Genomic DNA, 22261 nt, shown 5'->3' on the forward strand with positions numbered 1-22261 from the left:
TTTGTGGGCTTTTCTAAAAAGGATTATGCTTCGGACAGAAGACGCAGTCTTGAAGATTTGACAAAAAAGGCTGACAGTTTGTCGGCCTTTTTTGCTGGTTCCATCACCCAGGATAAAAAAATGCCTATTGAGAATCCTGCATTATCCCGGCTTTTGCCGGCTGTACTGGCTATGTGCGTGGCGGTTGCCGCGTCGAATATTCTGGTCCAGTATCCTTTCCAGCATTTCGGCCTCGGCGAAGTGCTAACCTATGGCGCCTTTACCTATCCGGTCGCATTTCTGGTCAATGATCTGACGAATCGCCGCTTCGGCCCCGCCGCGGCGCGCAAAGTGGTCTATGCCGGTTTTGTGCTCGGCGTCGTCATGTCGATCTGGCTGGCCACGCCCCGCATCGCCATCGCATCAGGGACCGCCTTTCTGCTGGCCCAGCTGATGGACATTACCGTTTTCGACCGCCTGCGCCGCAAGACCTGGTGGAAAGCACCCTTCGCAGCCGCCATGTTCGGCTCGGTGCTGGACACGATCCTGTTCTTCTCGATCGCTTTTGCGGCGGGCTTTGCATGGATCGACAGGCTGACCGGCATGCCTGATTCGTCACTGACGGAACCAGCCTCGTTCCTCGGCCTGGGCGTCCCGCTCTGGGCGTCGCTCGCCTTCGGTGATTTCTTCGTGAAGGTCATCATGGGAACGCTGATGCTGATTCCCTATGGCGCAATCCTCGCCATATTCGCCCCGGCTCTGTATGCAGCCGGTCGCGCGACCGCAGAATAAGGCGAGAAAAAAAGGGGCTTTAAAGCCCCTTTTTTATCTTCTTCCGCCAGCCCGGCGTTTGCCTTTTCCGGCGGATGCCGCGCCCTGCTCTTCGAACAGGGATGCAAGCTGCTCGGTCATTGCGCCTGCCAGCTCTTCCGCATCGACAATCGTTACAGCGCGACGATAATAGCGTGTCACGTCGTGGCCGATACCGATGGCGATCAGCTCGACCGGCGAACGCGTTTCGATCTCTTCGATCACCGCGCGCAGATGCCGTTCCAGATAATTGCCTGGATTGACCGACAGCGTGGAATCATCCACCGGCGCACCATCCGAGATCATCATCAGGATCTTGCGCTGCTCGGGGCGACCCAACAGGCGCTGATGCGCCCATATCAGCGCTTCACCGTCGATATTTTCCTTGAGGAGCCCTTCGCGCATCATCAGGCCCAGATTGCGCCGTGCGCGACGCCATGGCGCGTCAGCGCTCTTATAGACGATGTGGCGCAGATCGTTGAGGCGACCCGGATTGGCAGGCTTGCCACGCGACAGCCAGGCCTCGCGCGACTGACCGCCCTTCCAAGCCTTGGTGGTGAAACCAAGAATCTCAACCTTGACGCCGCAACGTTCCAGCGTGCGGGCCAGAATATCGGCGCAGGTGGCCGCAACCGTGATCGGGCGACCGCGCATGGAGCCGGAATTGTCCAGCACCAGCGTCACCACCGTGTCGCGGAAATCCGTATCCCGCTCCATCTTGTAGGAAAGCGGCTGGGTCGGATCGACCACGATACGCACGAGGCGCGCCGAGTCGAGATAGCCCTCTTCCAGATCGAAATCCCAGGAGCGGCTCTGCTGCGCCATCAGGCGGCGCTGGAGGCGATTGGCGAGACGGCCCACCACGCCCTGCAGATTGGCCAGCTGCTTGTCGAGAAACCCGCGCAGACGGTCCAGCTCGGCCTCATCGCACAGATCGGTCGCCTCGACCTCTTCGTCGAATTCGCGCGTGAAAACCTTGTAGTCGATCTGCTCGGCGAAATTGGCGAAAGGCTGATTGGGACGGCGCGTATCGCCCGGCGTTTCCGCGTCGATATCCTCGCTGTCGTCCATATCGTCGGCGGATGCATCGGCGGCATCCATCTCGCCCTGCTCGCCTTCTTCGCTGGAACTATCCGACTCTTCGCTTTCAGCGGAATCGGAACCTTCCTGGCTTTCATCGCCGCCTTCTTCGTTCTCGTCAGAATCCGGCGTCTGTTCTTCGTTCTGTTCCTGATCGTCGCTCGGCTCTTCCTGCGACAGCTCTTCAGCCATGTCCATGGAAGCGAGCATATCGCGCACCGTGCGCGCAAAAGCCTGCTGATCGTCGAGATTTTCACCAAGACGCGCCAGATCGCCGCCAGCCTTCTGCTCGATCCAGTCCCGCCACAGCTCCAGTACTTCGCCCGCTTCCGCAGGTGCGGCCCGTCCGGTCAGCTTTTCGCGCAATAAGAGCGACACCGCTTCTTCAAGCGGGGCGTCTTCCTTGTCCGTAACCGCGGAGAAATTCGCCTTGGCATATTTGTCGGCCAGCATGGTCGCCAGATTATCGGCAACGCCTGCCATGGCACGCGCGCCGATGGCCTCGACACGGGCCTGCTCGACAGCATCATAAATGGCGCGGGCCTGTTTGCCTTCCGGCGCGAGCTGCGCATGAATGCGGGGATTGTGGCGCGCCTGACGCAGCGCCATCGAGTCGCCAAGGCCACGGGTCACGGCAATGTCGTGCGCGGTCGGGCGCTTCGGAAGATCGGGCAGTCGGGCGCGGTTGGCCGTCAGAGCGGGGCGATCATTGCTGAACGCCACTTCCAGCTCGTTCTCGCCGGAAATAGCGCGCATGCAAGCGGTGATCGCGCGCTTGAACGGCTCGGAGTCCACTGGCCCCGGCTTGCGCTCGCGCGAATTGTCGCCCATTCCTGACATCTGGCCTGACATATGCCTATCCTGCTTCCCATCAAATCAAGGCCCTGCCGCCATGGCGGCGACAGGCATCGTCAATTTTGCTCACGCTTGTCTGCCCCGAAACGGTTTCCGCTTCGGGAGACAGCATCAGGCCAGAACGATATTGGCCGCCGATTCCGGCAGTTCCGCACCGAAGGCGCGCTGATAGAACTCAGCCACCGTCGCGCGTTCCAGTTCATCGCACTTGTTGAGGAAGGTCAGGCGGAAGGCAAAGCCGATATCATTGCCGAAGATCGCCGCGTTTTCTGCCCAGGTAATGACGGTACGCGGGCTCATCACGGTTGAAAGATCACCATTGATGAAAGCCTGACGGGTCATGTCGGCGACGCGAACCATCTTGTTGACGATCTCGCGGCCTTCCGCATTCTGGAAATGCTTGGCCTTGGCCAGAACGATTGCCACTTCATTGTCATGCGGCAGATAGTTCAGCGTCGTCACGATGGACCAGCGGTCCATCTGCGCCTGATTGATCTGCTGCGTGCCATGATAAAGGCCGGTCGTGTCGCCAAGACCGACCGTGTTGGCGGTCGCGAACAGGCGGAAAGCAGGGTGCGGATGAATAACGCGGCTCTGGTCGAGCAAGGTCAGGCGACCGGAGGTTTCCAGCACGCGCTGGATTACGAACATCACGTCCGGGCGACCGGCATCATATTCGTCAAAGACCAGCGCGACATTGTGCTGGTAGGCCCAGGGCAGGATGCCATCCTTGAATTCGGTGACCTGCACGCCGTCCTTGACGACGATGGCGTCCTTGCCGACGAGATCGATACGGCTGACATGGCTGTCGAGATTGACGCGGACACAAGGCCAGTTCAGGCGCGCCGCAACCTGCTCGATATGGGTCGATTTACCCGTGCCGTGATAGCCGGAGACCATCACGCGGCGGTTATAGGCAAAACCGGCCAGGATCGCGAGCGTCGTCTGACGGTCGAAAAGATAATCCGGATCACGCTCCGGCACATAGGAGTCGCCCGCCGCATAGGCCGGTACTTTCATGTCGGAATCTATACCGAACACATCGCGCACCGAAACCGTCGTATCCGGCAAATTGGCTATATCCCGCTCAACCTTGTTCATCATGCCTCCAGGGCGGCAGGACTGTCCGGCCGCGACATCCAAGTATCATCCGGGGCATGATGACCGGCAAGCCGGTGGTATGCCCCTTCCGTCGTTCGTTGCGGGCATCCATGCTTGAATCCGCGCCTTCCAGCACGGCAGGAGAATGTCCGTCAAAGCATTTTGCAGCCAGATGAAAACATCTGGCATCGCATAAATGCGGCTTGAGCCACAGCTCGACTTGATCAATCAAAAACCGGCCAGTTCAAGACTGGCCAATCCTTCATGCTCTAGCAAAAACCTGCCTGCTTGAGCAATTGATAAGCCTGAATGACATCGCGGAATCTCTCTTCAGAACCGCGGTCACCACCATTCGCATCGGGATGGTGCTGTTTTACCAGCTCTTTATAGCGCGCCTTGATTTTATCGCTAGTCGAATTCGGTTCAAGTCCGAGTGTAGCGAGCGCTTTGATTTCCAGCGTGCGCGGCTTGCGCTTAGCTGTTGCCCCCGGCTCCTGCCCTTTTGCTTCTTTCACGAAATTGAATGGATCGCGAATGCGATTGTGATAGGAAGCCGAGCCGGAACGCATCTTGGCCATGTCGGGGGAAGTGCGCGCCTTGGCCGTCGAATTCGCCGTCGTGGACCAGGTTGGACGATGGCCAGTGACCGCATCCTTCTGGAATTTGGCGATATCTCCATCGGCAAGACCGGAGAAATAGTTGAAATTCTTATTATATTCCCGCACGTGGTCTATGCAGAAGTGGAAATATTCCCCTTCGCGCATGCGTCCGACCGGCGCGCGATGCGTGCCGGGCTTGTCACAACCGTCCCACTGGCAGCAAGGGCCGCTGGACTTGGCCTGCTGCGTCTTTTTCGGGCGGATGCGGATACTGTCGAAAAGTTTGGAGTTCGTGGTCATCGAATCAATTATGCGGATTAAGGGGTTGCTAAACAAGAATTGACATTTCGTCCGGTTGGGCTTTTGGCCATTTCAACTGGGCGAAATTTTGAAGCGGATCTGGTTCCTGTGCGGATTTGCCCCACCTTGGGCCGTCGGGGCTTGAGTCTATATGAAGCACAGCGTGTATATGGGGAGAACGAGCCCAAATGTCCATTCACAATAGCAAACAAGACGTGATGGAAGCGAAGCTGACGGCAGCTTTTGCGCCAGAACGACTTGAAATCATTAATGAAAGCCACCTTCACGCTGGCCATCATCATCACGACAGCGATCACCATGCCGCTTTTGACGGCTCCGGCGAGACGCATTTTCGCGTCCGGATCGTCTCCGATGCCTTCACGGGCCTGAGTCGCGTTCAGCGCCATCGCGCCATCAACGAAGTCCTCAAGGACGAGCTGAACAACGGTGTTCATGCGCTGGCGCTTGAACCTTCTGCCCCCGGCGAACCGACGCGCCGGTGATCCCCTATTTAGGTACGCTGCGGCAGAACGCCAACGGCCACGACCGGCTTTCCATCGGCATCCAGCGTCACGATACGCAGACGAGTCAGGCGGTTCTTCTCCTTTTTCAACACGGAGAACCGCTTGCCATGAAAGGTGAAAGCCTGTTTCACTTCCGGGATTGACTGGGTTTCATGAATGACCAGCCCCGCAATCGTCGTCGCTTCCTCGTCGGGCAGCGACCAGTCGAGCGCGCGGTTCAGATCGCGAATCGGCAGTGATCCGTCGACAATGACCGAACCGTCCGGTTGCAGCCGCACGCCCTGCATGTCGATATCGTGCTCATCGGCAATATCGCCGACAATTTCCTCCAGAATATCTTCCAGCGTCACCAGACCCTGCACATCGCCATATTCGTCCACGACGATCGCGATATGCGCCTTGCGGCGCAAAAACGCATTCAGCTGATCCTGCAAGGTCGTGGTATCCGGCACGAACCACGGCTTGCTCGCCACTTTCATGATGTCGATGCGGGTAAAATCATTATCGACGTCGTAAAGCGCCCGTACCAGATCCTTGGTGTGAATGATGCCGACAATATTGTCGATATCGTTGCGCCAGACCGGCATGCGCGTGTGCGGGCTTGCCAGAATATCGCCGACGATCTGCTCGGCGGGCGCGTCGGCATTGATCGTTCCCATCGCGGTGCGATGCACCATGATGTCACTGACTTCCAGCTCCTTGAGATCGAGAAGACCGCCCAACTGGTCGCGATCTTCCTTGATCACCGAACCGTCACGATGCAGCACAGCGACGGCGCCGCGTATCTCCTCGGACGCTGAGAGCATCGAACGCCCTGCCGCCAGATTGATGCCGAACAGCCGCAGGATGACGCGCACGATCCAGTTCACCACCGATGAAACCGGGCCGATGACCGTCACCACAAAGGATACGCTGCGCGCCACCGCCAGCGAAAAGCGGTCGGGCGCGGAAATGGCCCAGGATTTTGGCAGCACTTCCGCGAAGATCACCAGAATGATCGTCATGGCGATAGTGGCATAGGCCACACCGGCGTCACCGAAGAAGGTCAGGAAAATGCTGGTGGCAATCGAGGATGCGAGGATATTTGCGAGATTATTGCCAATCAGCAGCGCGCCGATCAGCCGGTCGCGCCGGCTGATCAATTGCTGCACGACCTCGGCACGCTCGTCGCCCTGGTTTTCCAGCGAATGCATCCGCGCGCGGGACGCAGCCGTCAGCGCCGTTTCGGAACCGGAGAAAAAGGCGGATAGAATGACACAAAGCAGGATGATCCCGCACATGATCCAGAGTTCGAAAACCATTCCGTCGATCTCCTTTTCCGTCCGCGCCGACCGGTTGCGCTATGAAAATTATGCGTCCGCGAGACGTTCCTTCAAAAACTCAAGCACGGCGGCGGGCGGCACATCCTTGGCGATGAAAGACTGGCCGATCCCGTGGGTGAGGATGAAGGTGAGCGCGCCGCGCGCCACTTTCTTGTCCTGCGCGATATAGTCCATCAGCTTTTCCGCAGGCGGAAGGCCGCCCGGCACCTCGCCAAGCGACGTCGGCAAGCCAACGGCCTTCAGATGCGCCTCGACCCGTTCCGCTGCTTCCACACCGGCCAGATTCATCTTGACCGAAAAACGATGCGCCAGCGCCATGCCGATGGCGACACCCTCGCCATGCACCAGACGGCTCGAATCATAACCCGTCGCCGTCTCCAGCGCGTGTCCGAATGTATGGCCGAGATTAAGCAGCGCACGATCACCGGTTTCACGCTCGTCGCGCGCCACAACGGCGGCCTTGGAACGGCAGGATTCGGCAATCGCTTGCGCTCGCGCCGCACCACCGGCAAAGACTTCCTGCCAGTTTTTCTCCAGCCAGGCGAAGAACTCCGGGCGGTCGATGAGGCCATATTTGGCAACTTCCGCATAACCGGCGCGGAATTCACGCGGGCTCAGCGTGTCCAGAACATCCGTGTCGGCCAGCACCAGCTGCGGCTGGTAGAAAACACCGACGAGATTCTTGCCATAGGCAGTGTTGATGCCCGTCTTGCCGCCAACTGACGAATCCACCTGCGCGAGAAGCGAGGTCGGCATCTGCACGAAATTCATGCCGCGCCGCACAATCCCGGCCACGAAGCCGGACAGATCGCCCACCACGCCGCCGCCGAAAGCCACCAGCGCATCGCCGCGCTCCAGCCGGGCCGCCAAAATGGCATTGGTGACGGTTTCAAGCGTCGCAAAGGATTTGGATTTTTCGCCCGGTGCCACAATAACGGGCGTGGCTTCGATACCGGCATTGCCAAAGCTTGTCCGCAGCCGTTCAAGATGCGCTCTGGCGACATTTTCATCGGTGACGATGGCAACGCGCGCGCCCTTCAGGCGCTTGGCAACTTCCGCGCCCGCACGGTCAACGAGGCCCTTGCCGATCAGGATATCGTAAGAGCGCTCTCCCAGCGAAACCGGCACGGTAACACTGTCATGTGCGGACGAAGGCGCATTCATTCTATTCTCCAGTCGATTTTTCCAGATGCCGTTTTTCCAGATGCTGGGCGAGAACCTCGATCAGCTCGTCGGCGATGATTTCTTTCTTCTCTTCGCGCGTCATCATGTGCAGATCGGCAAGCGCATAAACCGGATAGCGCTCATTCATCAGTTTCTGCATGACGGCACGCGGATCGCTGTTGCGAAGAAGCGGCCGGTTCTGGCGGCGGGAAACCCTGTCCATCAACACATCGATATCGGCATTGAGCCAGATGGAAACACCCGCAGCGCCTATGGCCGTGCGCGTTTCGGCATTCATGTAAGCGCCGCCGCCCGTGGCAAGCACCATCGGGCCGTCATCGAGAAGACGCAGGATCACCCGGCGTTCAAGGTCGCGGAATTCAACCTCGCCATAGGCTTCGAACAGTTCGGGGATCGTCATGCGCGAGACAGCTTCGATCTCCGTATCGGCATCGCGGAAAGGCAGGCCGAGCATCGAAGCCATTTTGCGGCCAATGGTGGACTTGCCAGCGCCCATCAGGCCGACCAGCACCAGAACCTTCGTACCGAGCAGACCACGGATGGCGTCGGCTCGCCCGTGGAGCCCCGCCTTCTCATGCAGCCCAGCCTTTTCATGTGAATTGGCTTGTTTTTCTATACTGCTCATCAACCTCATCCATTTGGGATGGTTCCACATGAAAAACCGGGCGGCGTCAATTGCTTTCATGGAATCTGAAAGGAGGAATGGCGGCTTTTTGCAGCGACGCCACCGACATTCTTGCTTTCACCGCAATGCCGCATCATAAACGACAGATGCCTACGCTGACGCGCCTCATCGCTTTCGTCGTCCTGATCGCAGCCATTGTCTATGCTGCGATGTATGCGCTTGCGAATTTCGTCGAGCCGCAGACCCAGGAAATGCGGGTGGAGATTCCAGCCTCCAAACTAAACCCAGTGCCGATTGCGCCACCACCTTCAAATGCTGGAACCGCCGCAAGCGAGACGCCAGCTATTGAAACAACCACGCCTTCACAGGAATAATGATGCGCGCATCGCTGGCGATTGAAAATTTCCTTGAAATGATGAGCGCTGAACGGGGCGCGGCAGGCAATACGCTCGAATCCTATGCGCGCGACCTCACCATGACCGCCGAAGCACTGGCTGAGCGCGGCATCAATCTAGCGGAAGCTGAGGCCGATCACATTCGCTCGGTGCTTGACGGCATGGCGACAGAAGGCTTTGCCGCGACATCGCAGGCGCGGCGGCTGTCCGCGCTGCGCCAGTTCTTCCGCTTTCTCTATGCGGAAGGCTTTCGGCAGGACGACCCCACCAGCGTCATCGATGCGCCGAAGAAGCAAAAGCCGCTGCCAAAAATCATGAGCGTCGATCAGGTCACCCGCCTTCTCGACCGGGCGGCGCTGGAAGCAGGCGAAGCGCAAGAACAAGGCGAGCGCATCAAGGCACTGCGGCTTCATGCGCTGATTGAAACGCTTTATGCCACGGGCTTGCGTGTTTCGGAGCTGGTGGGCCTGCCGGTCCGCGTTGCGCGCACCGATCACCGTTTTTTGTTGGTGCGGGGTAAGGGCTCGAAAGATCGTATGGTGCCGCTGTCGACCAAGGCGCGGGATGCGTTGCAGACCTTTTTGGCCTTGCGCGATTCCCTGCCCGCCTGCGAAGAGAACCCGTGGCTGTTTCCAGCCTTCTCCGAAAGCGGGCATCTGGCGCGACAGGTTTTTGCCCGCGAATTGAAGGGGTTGGCCGCCCGCGCCAATCTTTCCGCCGCCGCCATTTCACCCCATGTTCTGCGCCACGCCTTTGCCAGCCATCTTTTGCAGAACGGCGCTGACTTGCGCACGGTTCAGCAATTGCTCGGCCATGCCGATATTTCGACCACGCAGATTTATACGCATGTGCTTGAGGAAAGACTGCATAAGCTCGTCAGTGAACATCATCCGCTTGCCGATTGAGCCTGCTCCGGTTATGAGAAAAGCAAAATTTGCAAGTTGAGCCCGCAGTGAATATGTAAGGCGCCGTAAAACAGCCTTCTTCAGGCACGCTATTGCGGCGATCTCGTTGGAAACGCACGAACAGTCAGGCCCGATGTACAACTATCTCGATTTTGAAAAACCCGTCGCCGATCTCGAAGGCCAGATTCTTGAGCTGAAGAAGCTCGCGCAGGAACAAGGCAGCGTTGAGATGAGCGACGAGATTCGCCGCCTCGAGAAGCGTTCGGCCGATGCGCTGAAAGATATCTACCGCAAGCTGACCCCGTGGCAGAAGGCGCAGATCGCCCGCCACCCGGATCGTCCGCATTGCCTGGAATATATCGACCGGCTGTTTACGGAATTCACGCCTCTGGCCGGTGATCGCCAGTTCGCCAATGACGAAGCGCTGCAGGCTGGCTTTGCCCGTTTCAACGGACAGCCGGTCGCCATTCTCGGTCAGGAAAAGGGCTCGGACACCAAGACGCGCCTCAAGCACAATTTTGGCTCGGCCCGCCCGGAAGGCTATCGCAAGGCCGTCCGCATCATGGAAATGGCCGACCGTTTTCAGCTGCCGCTGATCACGCTGGTTGATACGGCAGGCGCCTATCCGGGTGTCAGCGCCGAGGAACGCGGCCAGGCGGAAGCCATTGCGCGTTCCACCGCCGAATGCCTGCGTCTGCGCGTGCCGGTGGTCTCGATCATCATCGGCGAAGGCGGTTCGGGCGGTGCTATCGCGATTGCCGTCGCCAACCGCGTCTATATGCTCGAACATTCGATCTATTCGGTCATCTCGCCGGAAGGCGCGGCCTCGATCCTGTGGCACGATTCCACCCGCGCCAAGGATGCCGCGTCCAACATGCGCATCACCGCGCAGGATCTGTTCGATCTCAAGGTCATCGACGGTATCATTCCTGAGCCGCTGGGCGGCGCGCATCGCGGCAAGGAAGCTGTCATCGATGCGGCGGGCGACATGATCACGGCATCGTTACGGTCGATGAAGGATGTCGACGGCGAAACGCTGAAGCAGGAACGCCGTCAGAAATTCCTCCAGATCGGCCGTAATCTCTAATAAAGCCCTGCCAGTTTTGGCATTTCTCATCCGGGATGTTCTTCGCATCCCGGATTTGCATCTTCACGTCATTTCCGCCATATTGCCGTCGCGTTAATTTTTAGATATCCAGGCAAGGATTTGTAAACGATACCGTAAGGTTTGGTTGTCAAAATCACCCTTGCAGGAAATCGTCTCTTGCACCGTTCTAACAGACTCGATGCGATATGAAGATCAGAACCGCAATACTTGGAACCGTCATGGCAACCGCGCTTCTCGCGGGGTGTCAGGGCTCGTCCGTATCCGACCTGAGCTTGCGCGCTGAAAAGCCGCTTCCCGAGAAGATCGTCACCAAGATGAAGGCGAAGGGCATGACCCGCACCTCGCCGATTCTGGTCAGAATCTTCAAGGAAGAAGGCGTTCTCGAAGTTTGGAAGCAGAAGAATAACGGCAAATACGACCAGATTGCCTCTTATGAAATCTGCAAATGGTCGGGCAAGCTCGGACCGAAATATATCGAGGGTGACCGTCAGGCTCCGGAAGGTTTCTACACCGTCCACCCGACGCAGATGAACCCGAAATCCAATTATTATCTCGCCTTCAACATCGGTTTTCCCAACGCCTATGACCGCGCCAACGGGCGCACGGGCCAGAACCTGATGGTGCACGGCGCATGCTCTTCGTCGGGCTGCTATTCGATGACCGACGAAAGCGTTTCTGAAATCTACGCCTTCGGACGCGACGCCTTCAAGGGCGGCCAGCGCGACTTCCAGATTCAGGCCTTCCCGTTCCGCATGACCAATGCCAACATGGCGCGCTACAAGAGCGACCCGAATTACGGCTTCTGGAAAATGCTGAAGCAGGGCTATGACGCCTTCGAAGTGACCAAGGTTCCACCGAAGGTTGATGTTTGCGAGAAGCGCTACGTGTTCAACGTCGCTTCGCCAGACGGAAAGCCACTCTCGGCAACGGATGCCTGCCCGCCATCGGCCAACACCGACGCGATGTCGACGGCCTACGCATCTTATGAAAAGACCTTCCAGAGCGCCTTCAGCGCTTCGCAGAAAGCGCCTGCTCCATCGATTCAGGGCCTGACCGAAGCCAAGCTCGTTTCGGCCTGGAGCGCTGCCCGCGCCCGCGGCGAAAAGGTAACGCGAGAACCGCCGTCGCTCACGCCATCATCGGCTGAAAAGGCTGGCGCACCGGATATTCGTCCTGCTACGCCTGCACTTGCGCAGCCAGCGAGCGCAATTGCCGCAACGGCTCCCGTTGCAGCTCCGGTAGCCGCTCCGGTCACCGCCTCTGTGCCGACACCGCAGCAAAACCCCGCCCAGAGCCCCGCAATGCCTGCCGACGTTTCGCCAGTGACGACCGGCAGCACGGTTGCACAGAATATCGATCAGCCCGCACCTGTGGCTGCACCGGAAGCGAAAAAGCCATGGTGGAAGATCATCGGCAACTGACCACTACCGAGGCGCACATTCCCGTTTATGACCTGAGGGGGCTGAAATGCCCCCTCCCGGTTTTGAAGACCCGTCATCGTCTGGAGAAAATGCCAAGCGGCGCATATCTCTGGGTGGAGGCGACCGACCCGCTTTCCGGTATCGACCTGCCGCATTTCTGCGCGCAGGAAGGCCATGCGCTCATTGAACATGAGCGCAGCGAAACCGTGCAGCGTTTCCTGATCCGGAAAAAATAAGATTCAGTGCTTCGGTGAAAAGCCCGGGATTGCCAGCGGGTTTTCCATCAGCGCTGCGCGATCAGGCCGGTCGAGGCTTGGACGACCCAGAAATGCGTCGAACAGCTCCCGCACATAGCTTTCCGGCAGATCCTTGACGATCATCACCAGAAGCGTCTGCTTCTCACCTTGCGGCCATTGCGGCAGGCGCGCTGGCGGATGGAAGATTTTTTGGACGCCATGAATCACCACCGGACGTTCCGGGTCTTCGGCGATCTGGACGATGCCTTTGACACGCAGCAGCTTCTCGCCATGCGTCGAGCGCAAGAGATCGAGGAACATATCGAAACTCGAGAGCGGAATGGGCGCATCATGCCGCAGCGAAAACGAGCGGATGGCATCGTCATGATGGTGGTGATGCGCATGATGATGATCGTGGTCGCAATTCGGGCCGCAAACATGGTCATGATCGTGCCCGTGATCATGATGATGCGTATGGTCGTGATGATGATGGTCATCATGCTCATAGGCTTCCGCCTTGAGCCAGCGCTGCACATCCGCCGTTTTGGTCTCGGGATTATATAATCCGCATTCGAACAAGGCCGCAAAGCCGGTACGCTGATCGCCTGCCGTCAGAATTTCCGCACCCGGATTGAGCGCCCGCAACCGTGTTTTCAACGCTGGCAAACCCGCCTGTGCTTCCGGCAGATCCGATTTGGTCAGGATGATGCGGTCGGCCATCGCCGCCTGCTTGACCGCTTCCTCGTGGTTGTCGAGTGTCGCCATGCCGTTCACGGCGTCAACGGTCGTCAGCACGCCATCAAGACGGAAGGCCTGCATCAGCACCGGATGCCCCATGATCGAATGCAGCACCGGCGCCGGGTCGGCAAGACCGGTGGTTTCGATGATGACCCGCTTCAGCGCCTTGATGCGCCCGGTCTGCAAGCGGTCGATCAGATCAGCCAGCGTATCGACCAGCTCGCCGCGCACCGTGCAGCAGAGGCAACCGTCGGAAAGCTCGATAACGCCTTCGCTCGCCTGCTCGACCAGCAGATGATCGATACCCACCTCACCGAATTCGTTGATGATGACGGCGGTGTCGCTCAGGGCCGGGTCTTTCAGAAGCCGGTTGAGCAGCGTTGTCTTGCCGGAGCCCAGAAAGCCGGTCAACACGGAGACGGGAATAGGATTTGGCATGGCAAACACTTCACACTTTGAGGGCGCGACACTTCAGGAACACGACTGACAGAGTTGACCCTATCAACCCAATATTATGGTGGATCAGTTGATCGCGGTCGTCTTTATACCCACCGCACGCTGCGGACGCGGCATCGGCACAGGCACCTGCGAAATATGCAACTGGCTCGGCTTTGTGACCGGGCCGGGTTCGGAAACAAGTCCGACCTGCACCGCAACCGGATCGTGATCCATGGCGTGAATATAGGGCGAGTTGATCTTCAGCTTGCCCTCGACATCGCGTCCATCCCAACGATCGGCCATGGCTTCCTTGCTGCAAATCGCCTTACGCATATCGACAGCCTCATTGAGATTGCCGCCTGCGATTGGTCGCAGTGTCGCAAGCGTTGCGCCGCCGGACGCACTGGCGCGAAATGCATCGGTCATCAGCTGCGCAGCCTGCACGGCGCGCGCTTCCTGACGATCCGCGCCGAGTACGATGGCAAGCACCGTGCGACCGTTGCGCGTGGCGGACCCGGCCAGATTGAAGCCCGACGCACAGACGAAACCGGTCTTCATGCCGTCCGCACCGTCATAACGGCCAAGCAGAATGTTGTAATTGGCCTGAATTTTCTTCCCCGCACCTGGATCGATGGCCTCGGTGGCAAAATAATGCGCATATTGCGGGAATTCACGGCGCAGCTGCACAGCGAGCACCGCAAGATCGCGCGCCGTCGTATAATTGTTCGGATCGTGCAGACCATTAGGATTGGCGAAATGCGATCCGACCATGCCGAGACGCTGCGCTTCCGCATTCATGAGCTGTACGAAGCCAGCTTCACTGCCACCGACTGCCTCGCCCACGGCGACGGCGACGTCATTGGCGGATTTGACGAGCATGATCTTCAGCGCGGTATCGAGCGTCATGACCGAGCCCGGCTTGTAGCCCATCTTGCTCGGCGGCTCCTTGGCGGCACGAACCGTCATCGGCACCGGAGATTCAAGCGTCATGCGACCGGACTGGAGCGCGCGAAACGCCACATAGGCGGTCATCATCTTGGTGAGCGAAGCCGGATACCAGCGCTGGAACGCATCCTTTTGGGCATAAACCTTGCCGGTCGCCACATCGACGGCGATTGATGGATTGGCAACTGCCGCTCCCATCGCCGTGCCAGCCATTGCTGCGGCAGCAACCAGGATTTTCAACGACTTCGACAACATTGCGCAGTTCCAATCAATAATGGCCCGCAACTTCTGCGGGTCTCCGTTTGCACGGCTCAATTCAATGGTTCCAAATCGCCATCAGGACGACACACGACACGTTCGGTCATATAAGGAGGATTTGCGTTGCTCTTATCTATGCCATGTGGCGAGGAAAAGGCAAACAGGGATTGCCGGATTTCACCGAAACGTCATATCCTGTACCCTTCAAATCACACCTGATACCCATGCCTATATAGACCCAATACGGGAGCCTCTCCGAAATGCCAGTGCTTAATCGTGCCGTAGAAACACAGGCGGAAATCGCCGGTTGGCGTCGCCAGCTTCACCAGAATCCCGAACTGCTCTACGACGTGCACGACACTGCAAAATTCGTCGCGGAAAAATTGAAAGCTTTCGGCTGCGACCATGTGGAAACCGGCGTCGGACGCTCCGGCGTGGTCGGCATCATCAAGGGCCGCCACGGCGACGGCCCGGCCATCGGCCTGCGCGCCGACATGGACGCTTTGCCAATCAATGAAACCAGCGGCGTCGAATGGGCATCGAAAATTCCCGGCAAGGCGCATTCCTGCGGCCATGACGGGCACACTTCCATGCTGCTGGGCGCTGCACAATATCTGAGCGAGACCCGCAATTTCCGCGGATCGGTCGCGTTGCTGTTCCAGCCTGCCGAAGAAGGCGGCGCGGGCGGCCTCGCCATGGTCCAGGACGGCGTCATGGATCGCTACGGCATTTCGGAAGTCTATGGCGTGCATAATATGCCGGGTTTGCCCGTGGGTCAGTTTGCCATGTGCAAGGGACCGATCATGGCCGCAACCGACGAATTCGATCTCTTCGTCAGCGGTCGCGGCGGCCATGCGGCACAGCCGCACCGCACGATTGATCCGATCCTCGCCGGTTCGCAGCTGATGATCGCCTTGCAGGGCATCGTCTCACGCAATACCGATCCGCTGGATTCACTCGTCATTTCGGTCACGAAATTCATCGCGGGCGAGGCCTACAATGTGATCCCGGAAAAGGCGACATTGTCGGGCACTGTGCGCACGCTGCAAAAGGAAACCCGCGCTTTCGCCGAACGCCGTATCCGCGAAGTGGCTGCCGGGATCGCCGCCGCCACGGGCGCAGAAATTACCGTGCGCTATAAGAACAATTATCCGGTCACCTTCAACCACGATGCGCAGACGGAATTTGCCGAGCGCATCGCCACCGGCGTTGCAGGTGAAGGCAAGGTCAACGCCAATGTCGAGCCGATGATGGCTGCGGAAGATTTTTCCTACATGCTGGAAGCACGCCCCGGCGCCTATATCTTCATCGGCAATGGCGATACGCCGGGCCTGCATCACCCGGCCTACGATTTCAACGACGACGCTATTCCCTATGGCGTCAGCTATTTCGTGTCCGTCGCCGAGACGGCGCTTGCCGCCTGACGTCACTCCAAACTTGAGAAAATCCGTCTACCCCGCTTTTTGCGGGGTTGGCTACCGCCATGAAACCCAGTATGTGTCGAAAATATCCGAACATGCTGGCATCACTGGCAACAGCGGATGGTTTAACGGTCGGTCCCGTAGCTCAGTAGGATAGAGCGACAGATTCCTAATCTGTAGGCCACTGGTTCGAATCCAGTCGGGATCACCACTTAAAAATCACCTATCATAAGGCCAGTTGGCCTGCGAAAAGACGCCACCATCGACCCATAATGTCTGGCCCGTCACGAAACGCGCCGCCTCGGAAGCAAAGAACAGCACCGGACCGGACAGATCCTCAGCGCTGCCGACCCGGCGCAATGGCGTCACCTTGGCCCATGTGCCCGCATAATCGGGCTGTTCCAGCGCCGTGCGCTCATTGAGGATCGCGCCGGGAGCGACACAATTCACGCGAATGCCATGCGGCCCGAGTTCCACCGCCGAAACCTTGGTGAACTGCTCAATGCCGCCCTTGGAGGCCGTGTAGGAAACAAGTTTCGGGAAAGCCAGCTTGTTGCAGCCCGAACCGATATTGATGATCGCGCCGCTCTTGTCGGCATCCACCATCCGCTTGGCCGCAGCCTGCGTGTTGAGGAAGCACCCTTTCAGATTGGTGCGGATGACATCGTCCCACTCGTCTTCGGCGAGTTCCAGCAATGATTTCCATGTCTGGATACCGGCATTGTTGACGAGCACGTCCGGCGCATCGCCAAACCAGCTGCACGCCTCGTCGAAGAAAGCTTCGACCTCGGCTCCAACGCCGACATCACAGGCAAGCCCAAGCGCCTGACCGCCGCCCGCTTCAATCGCCTCGACCAGAAACTGGGCTGCGTCGTCGTCATCCTTGAAGCTGAAAGCCACCGCATAGCCCGCATCGGCAAAAGCCGTAACCAGATGTCTGCCGATCCCCGTGCTGCCGCCTGTGATGACTGCGAATTCGCTCATGCCGCTCCCTCCCTGAAGCATTTCCGAAACCGAACTTAATCGGTTTTCGCCGGTGGTAAACTGGCAGAAAAGAAAATATCGTCCCCATAAGCAGAATGGAGGGAAAAATGAATCCGGACATCACGGAAGCCAAGGGCGCGTGTCACTGCGGAACGGTGCGTTTTCGCGTAAAATTGTCCAATGGCCTGCACAGTGCGCGACGTTGCACCTGCTCCTATTGCCGGATGCGTGGAGCGGTTGCCGTAACAGCAGAAGTGGGCGGACTGGAAATTCTGCAAGGTGAAGATGCGCTGACGCTCTACACTTTCAATACCGGCACCGCGAAGCACTACTTCTGCTCCAAATGCGGAATTTATACGCATCACCAGCGCCGCTCCAATCCACACCAGTTCGGTGTGAATGCGGCATGTCTGGAAGGCGTCTCACCTTTCGATTTCAAAGTCATTCCGGTCAATGACGGCGTCAATCACCCGTCAGACACGCCGAACCGCAAGGGATCGGGTATTGTGGGTTATTTGCGCTACACTGAAGCAGACCAAAGTGATAGTGAGCAATAATTACAGCAAATCAGATCAATAAAAAGACATAAAGCAACACTATAAGTATTTATTATTTTCCATGGAGTTATTTCATGAAAAAATATTATTTACTTCAGTTTCTTTTTGCTTTCATGGCTTCACACGCTTTTGCTTCTGAAACAGGCAGCCCCCCTTCGAAAGATTTACAGATCATGGAAAAGTCTTCGAAGGGAAGCACGGCAAACCGGGGAGGTGTCATTTTCTTTAAAAACCTGGTCCTCATTTCTTTGAGAAATGTTGGGACAACGGATGTCGATCTGAAAAATGTATGCTTTTTTCTCGCCGATGACCCGACCAACAAATCCAAAGTCGATACCGTTGAGGAAAAACTCAACACCGGAATATTGAAGCCGGGACAAGAAATAACCGGCAATGTCGGCTTTTCCGCGCCGGATGTATCGGTATACGAGTTTGGTGGCATCCAGGCTTCCATGAATTGCCCGTAGAGCATTTCCAGCAAAAGTGCGTAGCGGTTTTGCGTAGGATAATGCGTAAAAACAAATAGATAGAGCGGTTCCCCGATTCCATTTTAACCGGAACCGCTCTAGCACCGCCGTTTAATCAAGCCATTCGTCGCCGGTCATTCTTCTCCCAGGAGAAGACGGTCGGCGGCAGCGGATCGCGTCCACGAATAATGTCCGATCCCTTTTCGCCGACCATGATCGTTGGCGCATTGGTGTTGCAGGACGGCACGTGCGGCATGATCGAGCTGTCGCACACCCGCAACCCCTCCAGACCGTGCACCCGCAGTTCCAGATCAACCACGGCTGAAGCGTCGGTGCCCATCCTGCACGTGCCGACCGGATGGTGATCGGTCTTGGCATTGGCGCAGGCATAGTCGTACAGATCATCGTCGGTGACCACTTTCGGTCCCGGAAGCCGCTCGGCCATGACATAGGGTTTCAATGCGGCCTGTTGCATGATTTCACGTGCGATCTTCAGCCCTTCCAGCGACATTTTCAGATCGTGCGGATCGCTCCAGTAATTCGGGTCGATCAGCGGTGCAGCAGCCGGGTCGCTGGAAGCCAGCCGCACGGTTCCACGCGAGCGCGGATGCAGATAAGCGGAATTGAGCGTCACACCTGCATTCTTGAGCTTCTCGACGCCAGCTTCAATGCCCGAACCAAGCCCCAGATGAAACTGAATATCCGGTGAGCGGGCATCCGGATCAGCATACCAGAAGCCGCCGGTTTCAAAGAGGCTGGACGCTACAGGGCCGGAACGCAGAAAGATATATTGCAGCCCCGCGCCAAGCGTACGGTGCAGCTTTGCCACGCCGTCATAAGTGTGATCGCCAGTGCATTCAGCGATGACGAACAGATCGAGATGATCCTGCATATTTTCGCCAACGCCGGGCAGATCGTGTTTCACCGCAACGCCAACCTGTTTCAGATGATCGGCGGGACCGATGCCCGATTGCAGCAGAAGTTTTGGAGAGCCGATAGCGCCCGATGAAATGATGACCTCCCGCGATGCGCGCAACACCTCGCCACTCATCAGGGCCACGCCTGTGGCGCGCGTCTTTTCCAGCACGATGTTACGGACTGGCGCATTGATCCTGACCGTCAGGTTTCGCCGTCCCTTGATCGATGCGAGATAAGCAAGCGAGGCGGACGACCGCCGGCGGTTGCGCTGCGTCAGCTGATAGAAGCCGACGCCCGCCTGTTCGCGCCCGTTGAAATCCGGGTTGTAGGGTATCCCCAGTTCCTGCCCGGCGCGGATATAAGCGTCGCAGATCGGCAGCGGTGCGGACGGCATGGAAACGCCCAGTGGGCCGCCATAGGAATGATAATCGTCGTTAAAACGCTGATTGTCCTCGGCGCGTTTGAAATAGGGCAGCACACTGCGATAATCCCAGCCGGTGCAGCCATCTTCATTGGCCCAAAGATCGTAATCAGCGGCATTACCGCGCGTATAAATCTGCGCATTGATGCTGGAACCGCCGCCGATCACCTTGGCCTGCGTATAGCGCAGCACGCGGTTTTTCATATGCTTTTGCGGAACGGTTTCAAAACCCCAGCTCGCCACGCCCTTGGTCATTTTGGCAAAGCCCGCAGGCATATGGAACAGCGGATTCCAGTCGCTTCCGCCCGCCTCTAGCAGTAGCACTTTTACAGACGCATCTTCGCTGAGGCGATTGGCGAGAACACAACCGGCAGGCCCGCCGCCAACGATGATATAATCGTAGTTCATCGCGCACTTCCCTTAAAGCTTCGCTATCGAAAGGCCGCCATCGGCATTGATCACCGATCCGGTGGCGAAGATGAAATTTCCGTCCGCAAGCCCGGCCACGATGGCGCCAACATCGCCCACTTCGCCCCAGCGCTTCATCGGCACCAGACCGCCTTCGATCAGCGCGTCGTAACGCTCGGAGACTTTGGCCGTCATATCGGTACGAATGATGCCGGGACGCACTTCGAACACACCAATCGGCGCCTCGGCCAGACGCAGCGCCAGCCCTTGCACGAAGGCGGTCAGCCCCGCCTTGCTGATGCAATAATCGAGCCTTTCCGGCGAACTCATCACCGATGAAACCGAACTGATCGTCACGATGCTGCGTGGAAAACGCACATCGGTTACCGCCAGCATGGCTTTCACTATCGCCTGCGTGAAAAACACTGTGCCGCGCAAATTGACCCCCATGATGGTGTCGAAATTTTCAGGCTTCAGCCCAAGAAAATCGCCGCGCTCGACCGACCCCATGCCCGCATTGTTGACGAGACAGTCGATGCTGCCAAACTCCTTCAGCACAGCGGCAATGGTCGCCTCATGCGTCTCGACGGCAGCCAGATCGCTTTTGAAGAAAGCCACCCTGCCGCCCATGCCGCGCAATTCGTGAATGACGGCCTCGTCGTCCTCAATATCGGTGATCACCAGATCAAAACCCTTTGCCGCCAGGGCGCGGGCAATGCCAAGCCCGATGCCGCGACGTCCGCCGGTTACCAGCGCCACAGGTCTTTGACGGTTCATGCCAGAACCTCCCGGTTCAAGTGGTCCGCCACGCGCAACGCCTGCGCGGCAATGGTCAGCGCCGGATTGACCGCCGCCGATGTCGGCAGGAACGATGCATCGACCACGTGGAGATTAAGGTGATCATAGGCACGGCACCAGGGATCAAGCGGCGCTGTCGCCGGATCGTTGCCGATGCGCACCGTCCCGCATTGATGCGACGGCGTGCGCCGGTCAAAGGCTCGCGACAGCACGACCGGAAAACCTGCTGCCCGCAGAGCGGATTTGAGCTTTTCCACCAGCATCAGATGCGCTTGCCAGTTGCTGCGCACCCAATGCAGGACAATGCGGTCGCCATCCACCGTCACGCGGCTTTCCGGCGACGGCAGATCTTCGCTCATGGCGTAGAAATCGATCGTGTGTCCGGCAACCCGGTTCAACAGCCATTCCGGCACTCGTGGCATACTGGATTTGAGGATCGCACCCGAGATGCGCCCCAGCAGTTGCACATTGCCGAGCGGCGGCCCGCCCGCCCCGTCCGACAGATAGTAATCGTTGAAGCCAAAGGTCTTCTGGTAGATGCTGTCATTACGATAGCGCGGATCGAAAGCGATTACGGCGCTCGCATTGTGGTTCATGAAATTGCGCCCCACCTGATCGGAGCGATTGGCCAGTCCTGACCTCAACAAGAGCGCCGCCGATTGCACCGCACCGGCGGACAGAATGACCAGCTTCGGGCGCAGGACCAGCGCCTCTCCGTTCTTCACATAATGCACGGTGGCAATGGTCTTGCCATCCGGCCCGGGTTCCAGCCGTGTCACCCGTGCGGAAGTTTCGAGCCGGACATTGGGATGCTTGAGGGCAACCGCGAGCGGACAGGTTTCCGCATCCATCTTGCCGTCATTGCTATTCGGATGCGCATCCCACGGCGTTTTGGCCTGTGCCAGCCAACGGTCGATATCGACCCCCAGCGGCAGCGATGCCGGATGCAATCCGGCTTGCTTCAACCGCGCCCGCACATCGGCAATGGCTGGTTCGTCGCGGATCGCCGGATAGGGATAAGACTTTGAATGATCTGGCTCGGTCGGATCACCGCCCAGTTCACCCCGCACCTGAAACAGCTGTTCGGCGCGGCTATACCACGGCTCCAGTTCTTCATAGGAAAAGGGCCAGGCGGGCGAGACGCCCTCCAGATGCGCCATTTCTGCAAAATCCTCGCGGCGGTAGCGGATCAGCACCGCGCCAAAGAATTTGGAATTGCCGCCGACATTGTAATAATTGCCGGGATTGAACGGCGTACCGTTCGTCTCGTACCAGAACTCTTTCGGACGAAAGAAGCCCTGTTGGAAAATAGCGCGCGGGTCACGGTTTTCCGGCCTGTCCGGCAAATGCTCCCCCGCCTCAAGGATGAGAATTTCGGCACCCGACGCAGCAAGACCGGCAGCCATCGTCGCGCCGCCGATACCCGATCCGATGATGACGATATCCGGCTGTCCTCCCAAAGC

At 58.2% G+C, this 22261-nt stretch carries 22 protein-coding genes and 1 tRNA gene; 11 read left to right on the forward strand and 12 right to left on the reverse strand.

Annotated elements, in window-relative coordinates:
* Positions 1-120 precede the first annotated feature (120 nt).
* Positions 121-771, forward strand: a complete 651-nt coding sequence (locus tag HWD97_RS00250) for a queuosine precursor transporter (protein ID WP_109370332.1) — start codon at positions 121-123, stop codon at positions 769-771.
* Positions 772-804: 33 nt separating this feature from the next.
* On the opposite strand, the gene cobT is transcribed toward HWD97_RS00250, so the two are convergent.
* From cobT to HWD97_RS00265, 3 genes are all read right to left on the reverse strand, one after another.
* A complete protein-coding gene (gene cobT, locus HWD97_RS00255) occupies positions 805-2721 on the reverse strand; it encodes a cobaltochelatase subunit CobT (RefSeq protein WP_109369984.1) in 1917 nt (638 codons plus the stop codon).
* A 114-nt stretch (positions 2722-2835) separates the two neighbouring features.
* Complete coding sequence (gene cobS, locus HWD97_RS00260) at positions 2836-3825, reverse strand: cobaltochelatase subunit CobS (RefSeq protein WP_109369985.1); 990 nt, start codon at positions 3823-3825, stop codon at positions 2836-2838.
* A gap of 269 nt (positions 3826-4094) precedes the next feature.
* The gene (locus HWD97_RS00265; protein ID WP_109369986.1) at positions 4095-4724 is read right to left on the reverse strand and encodes a J domain-containing protein; all 630 of its coding nucleotides are present in this window, start codon (positions 4722-4724) and stop codon (positions 4095-4097) included.
* A gap of 188 nt (positions 4725-4912) precedes the next feature.
* Between HWD97_RS00265 and HWD97_RS00270 the strand changes: the two genes are divergently transcribed.
* The gene (locus tag HWD97_RS00270; protein WP_109369987.1) at positions 4913-5227 is read left to right on the forward strand and encodes a BolA family transcriptional regulator; all 315 of its coding nucleotides are present in this window, start codon (positions 4913-4915) and stop codon (positions 5225-5227) included.
* An 8-nt stretch (positions 5228-5235) separates the two neighbouring features.
* On the opposite strand, the gene HWD97_RS00275 is transcribed toward HWD97_RS00270, so the two are convergent.
* From HWD97_RS00275 to HWD97_RS00285, 3 genes are read right to left on the reverse strand one after another with little or no spacing between them, the layout of a single operon-like run.
* Positions 5236-6549 carry an HlyC/CorC family transporter gene (locus HWD97_RS00275; RefSeq protein ID WP_109369988.1) on the reverse strand — a complete coding sequence of 438 codons (1314 nt, stop codon included), beginning with the start codon at positions 6547-6549 and terminating at the stop codon, positions 5236-5238.
* 48 nt (positions 6550-6597) lie between these two features.
* A complete protein-coding gene (gene aroB, locus HWD97_RS00280; RefSeq protein ID WP_109369989.1) occupies positions 6598-7734 on the reverse strand; it encodes a 3-dehydroquinate synthase in 1137 nt (378 codons plus the stop codon).
* Position 7735: 1 nt separating this feature from the next.
* On the reverse strand, positions 7736-8380 hold the full coding sequence (locus HWD97_RS00285; RefSeq protein WP_109370333.1) for a shikimate kinase: 645 nt from the start codon (positions 8378-8380) through the stop codon (positions 7736-7738).
* Positions 8381-8526: 146 nt separating this feature from the next.
* On the opposite strand from HWD97_RS00285, the gene HWD97_RS00290 reads away from it, so the two are divergent.
* The 5 genes from HWD97_RS00290 to HWD97_RS00310 all read left to right on the forward strand — a co-directional run bounded on the left by HWD97_RS00290 (position 8527) and on the right by HWD97_RS00310 (position 12445).
* Positions 8527-8754: a hypothetical protein gene (locus HWD97_RS00290; protein ID WP_109370334.1), complete on the forward strand. Its 228-nt coding sequence runs from the start codon at positions 8527-8529 to the stop codon at positions 8752-8754.
* Between the two features lie 2 nt (positions 8755-8756).
* Positions 8757-9680 carry a site-specific tyrosine recombinase XerD gene (xerD, locus tag HWD97_RS00295; protein WP_109369990.1) on the forward strand — a complete coding sequence of 308 codons (924 nt, stop codon included), beginning with the start codon at positions 8757-8759 and terminating at the stop codon, positions 9678-9680.
* A 133-nt stretch (positions 9681-9813) separates the two neighbouring features.
* A complete protein-coding gene (locus tag HWD97_RS00300) occupies positions 9814-10767 on the forward strand; it encodes an acetyl-CoA carboxylase carboxyltransferase subunit alpha (RefSeq protein WP_109369991.1) in 954 nt (317 codons plus the stop codon).
* Positions 10768-10973: 206 nt separating this feature from the next.
* Positions 10974-12209: a murein L,D-transpeptidase family protein gene (locus HWD97_RS00305; protein ID WP_109369992.1), complete on the forward strand. Its 1236-nt coding sequence runs from the start codon at positions 10974-10976 to the stop codon at positions 12207-12209.
* Positions 12188-12445 carry a sulfurtransferase TusA family protein gene (locus HWD97_RS00310; RefSeq protein ID WP_244597188.1) on the forward strand — a complete coding sequence of 86 codons (258 nt, stop codon included), beginning with the start codon at positions 12188-12190 and terminating at the stop codon, positions 12443-12445. The genes HWD97_RS00305 and HWD97_RS00310 overlap by 22 nt, the downstream gene beginning before the upstream one ends.
* Before the next feature lie 3 nt (positions 12446-12448).
* Here the strand turns inward: HWD97_RS00310 and HWD97_RS00315 are convergent, their stop codons facing one another.
* On the reverse strand, positions 12449-13621 hold the full coding sequence (locus HWD97_RS00315; RefSeq protein ID WP_109369994.1) for a GTP-binding protein: 1173 nt from the start codon (positions 13619-13621) through the stop codon (positions 12449-12451).
* An 84-nt stretch (positions 13622-13705) separates the two neighbouring features.
* On the reverse strand, positions 13706-14821 hold the full coding sequence (locus HWD97_RS00320; protein ID WP_109369995.1) for a D-alanyl-D-alanine carboxypeptidase family protein: 1116 nt from the start codon (positions 14819-14821) through the stop codon (positions 13706-13708).
* Positions 14822-15084: 263 nt separating this feature from the next.
* On the opposite strand from HWD97_RS00320, the gene HWD97_RS00325 reads away from it, so the two are divergent.
* Both HWD97_RS00325 and HWD97_RS00330 read left to right on the forward strand, forming a co-directional pair.
* Complete coding sequence (locus HWD97_RS00325; RefSeq protein ID WP_109369996.1) at positions 15085-16248, forward strand: M20 aminoacylase family protein; 1164 nt, start codon at positions 15085-15087, stop codon at positions 16246-16248.
* Positions 16249-16379: 131 nt separating this feature from the next.
* A tRNA-Arg gene (locus tag HWD97_RS00330) sits at positions 16380-16456 on the forward strand.
* A gap of 8 nt (positions 16457-16464) precedes the next feature.
* Here the strand turns inward: HWD97_RS00330 and HWD97_RS00335 are convergent.
* On the reverse strand, positions 16465-17229 hold the full coding sequence (locus HWD97_RS00335) for an SDR family NAD(P)-dependent oxidoreductase (protein WP_109369997.1): 765 nt from the start codon (positions 17227-17229) through the stop codon (positions 16465-16467).
* Between the two features lie 107 nt (positions 17230-17336).
* On the opposite strand from HWD97_RS00335, the gene HWD97_RS00340 reads away from it, so the two are divergent.
* Positions 17337-17786, forward strand: coding sequence for a GFA family protein (locus HWD97_RS00340; RefSeq protein WP_109369998.1), 450 nt, complete (start codon positions 17337-17339; stop codon positions 17784-17786).
* 74 nt (positions 17787-17860) lie between these two features.
* The gene (locus HWD97_RS00345; protein WP_109369999.1) at positions 17861-18253 is read left to right on the forward strand and encodes a DUF4354 family protein; all 393 of its coding nucleotides are present in this window, start codon (positions 17861-17863) and stop codon (positions 18251-18253) included.
* A gap of 115 nt (positions 18254-18368) precedes the next feature.
* Here the strand turns inward: HWD97_RS00345 and HWD97_RS00350 are convergent, their stop codons facing one another.
* Genes HWD97_RS00350 through HWD97_RS00360 form a run of 3 tightly spaced genes read right to left on the reverse strand, consistent with a single transcriptional unit; the run spans position 18369 to position 22258 of the window.
* Positions 18369-20000 (reverse strand): GMC family oxidoreductase, encoded by a 1632-nt coding sequence (locus HWD97_RS00350; RefSeq protein WP_109370000.1) that lies wholly within the window; start codon positions 19998-20000, stop codon positions 18369-18371.
* Positions 20001-20012: 12 nt separating this feature from the next.
* The gene (locus HWD97_RS00355) at positions 20013-20777 is read right to left on the reverse strand and encodes a 3-ketoacyl-ACP reductase (protein ID WP_109370001.1); all 765 of its coding nucleotides are present in this window, start codon (positions 20775-20777) and stop codon (positions 20013-20015) included.
* Positions 20774-22258 (reverse strand): GMC oxidoreductase, encoded by a 1485-nt coding sequence (locus HWD97_RS00360; protein ID WP_371834570.1) that lies wholly within the window; start codon positions 22256-22258, stop codon positions 20774-20776. Before HWD97_RS00360 ends, HWD97_RS00355 begins: the two co-directional genes overlap by 4 nt.
* Positions 22259-22261 lie beyond the last annotated feature (3 nt).

Source organism: Ochrobactrum sp. C6C9 (assembly GCF_022627935.1).
Classification (GTDB): Bacteria; Pseudomonadota; Alphaproteobacteria; order Rhizobiales; family Rhizobiaceae; genus Brucella; species Brucella teleogrylli.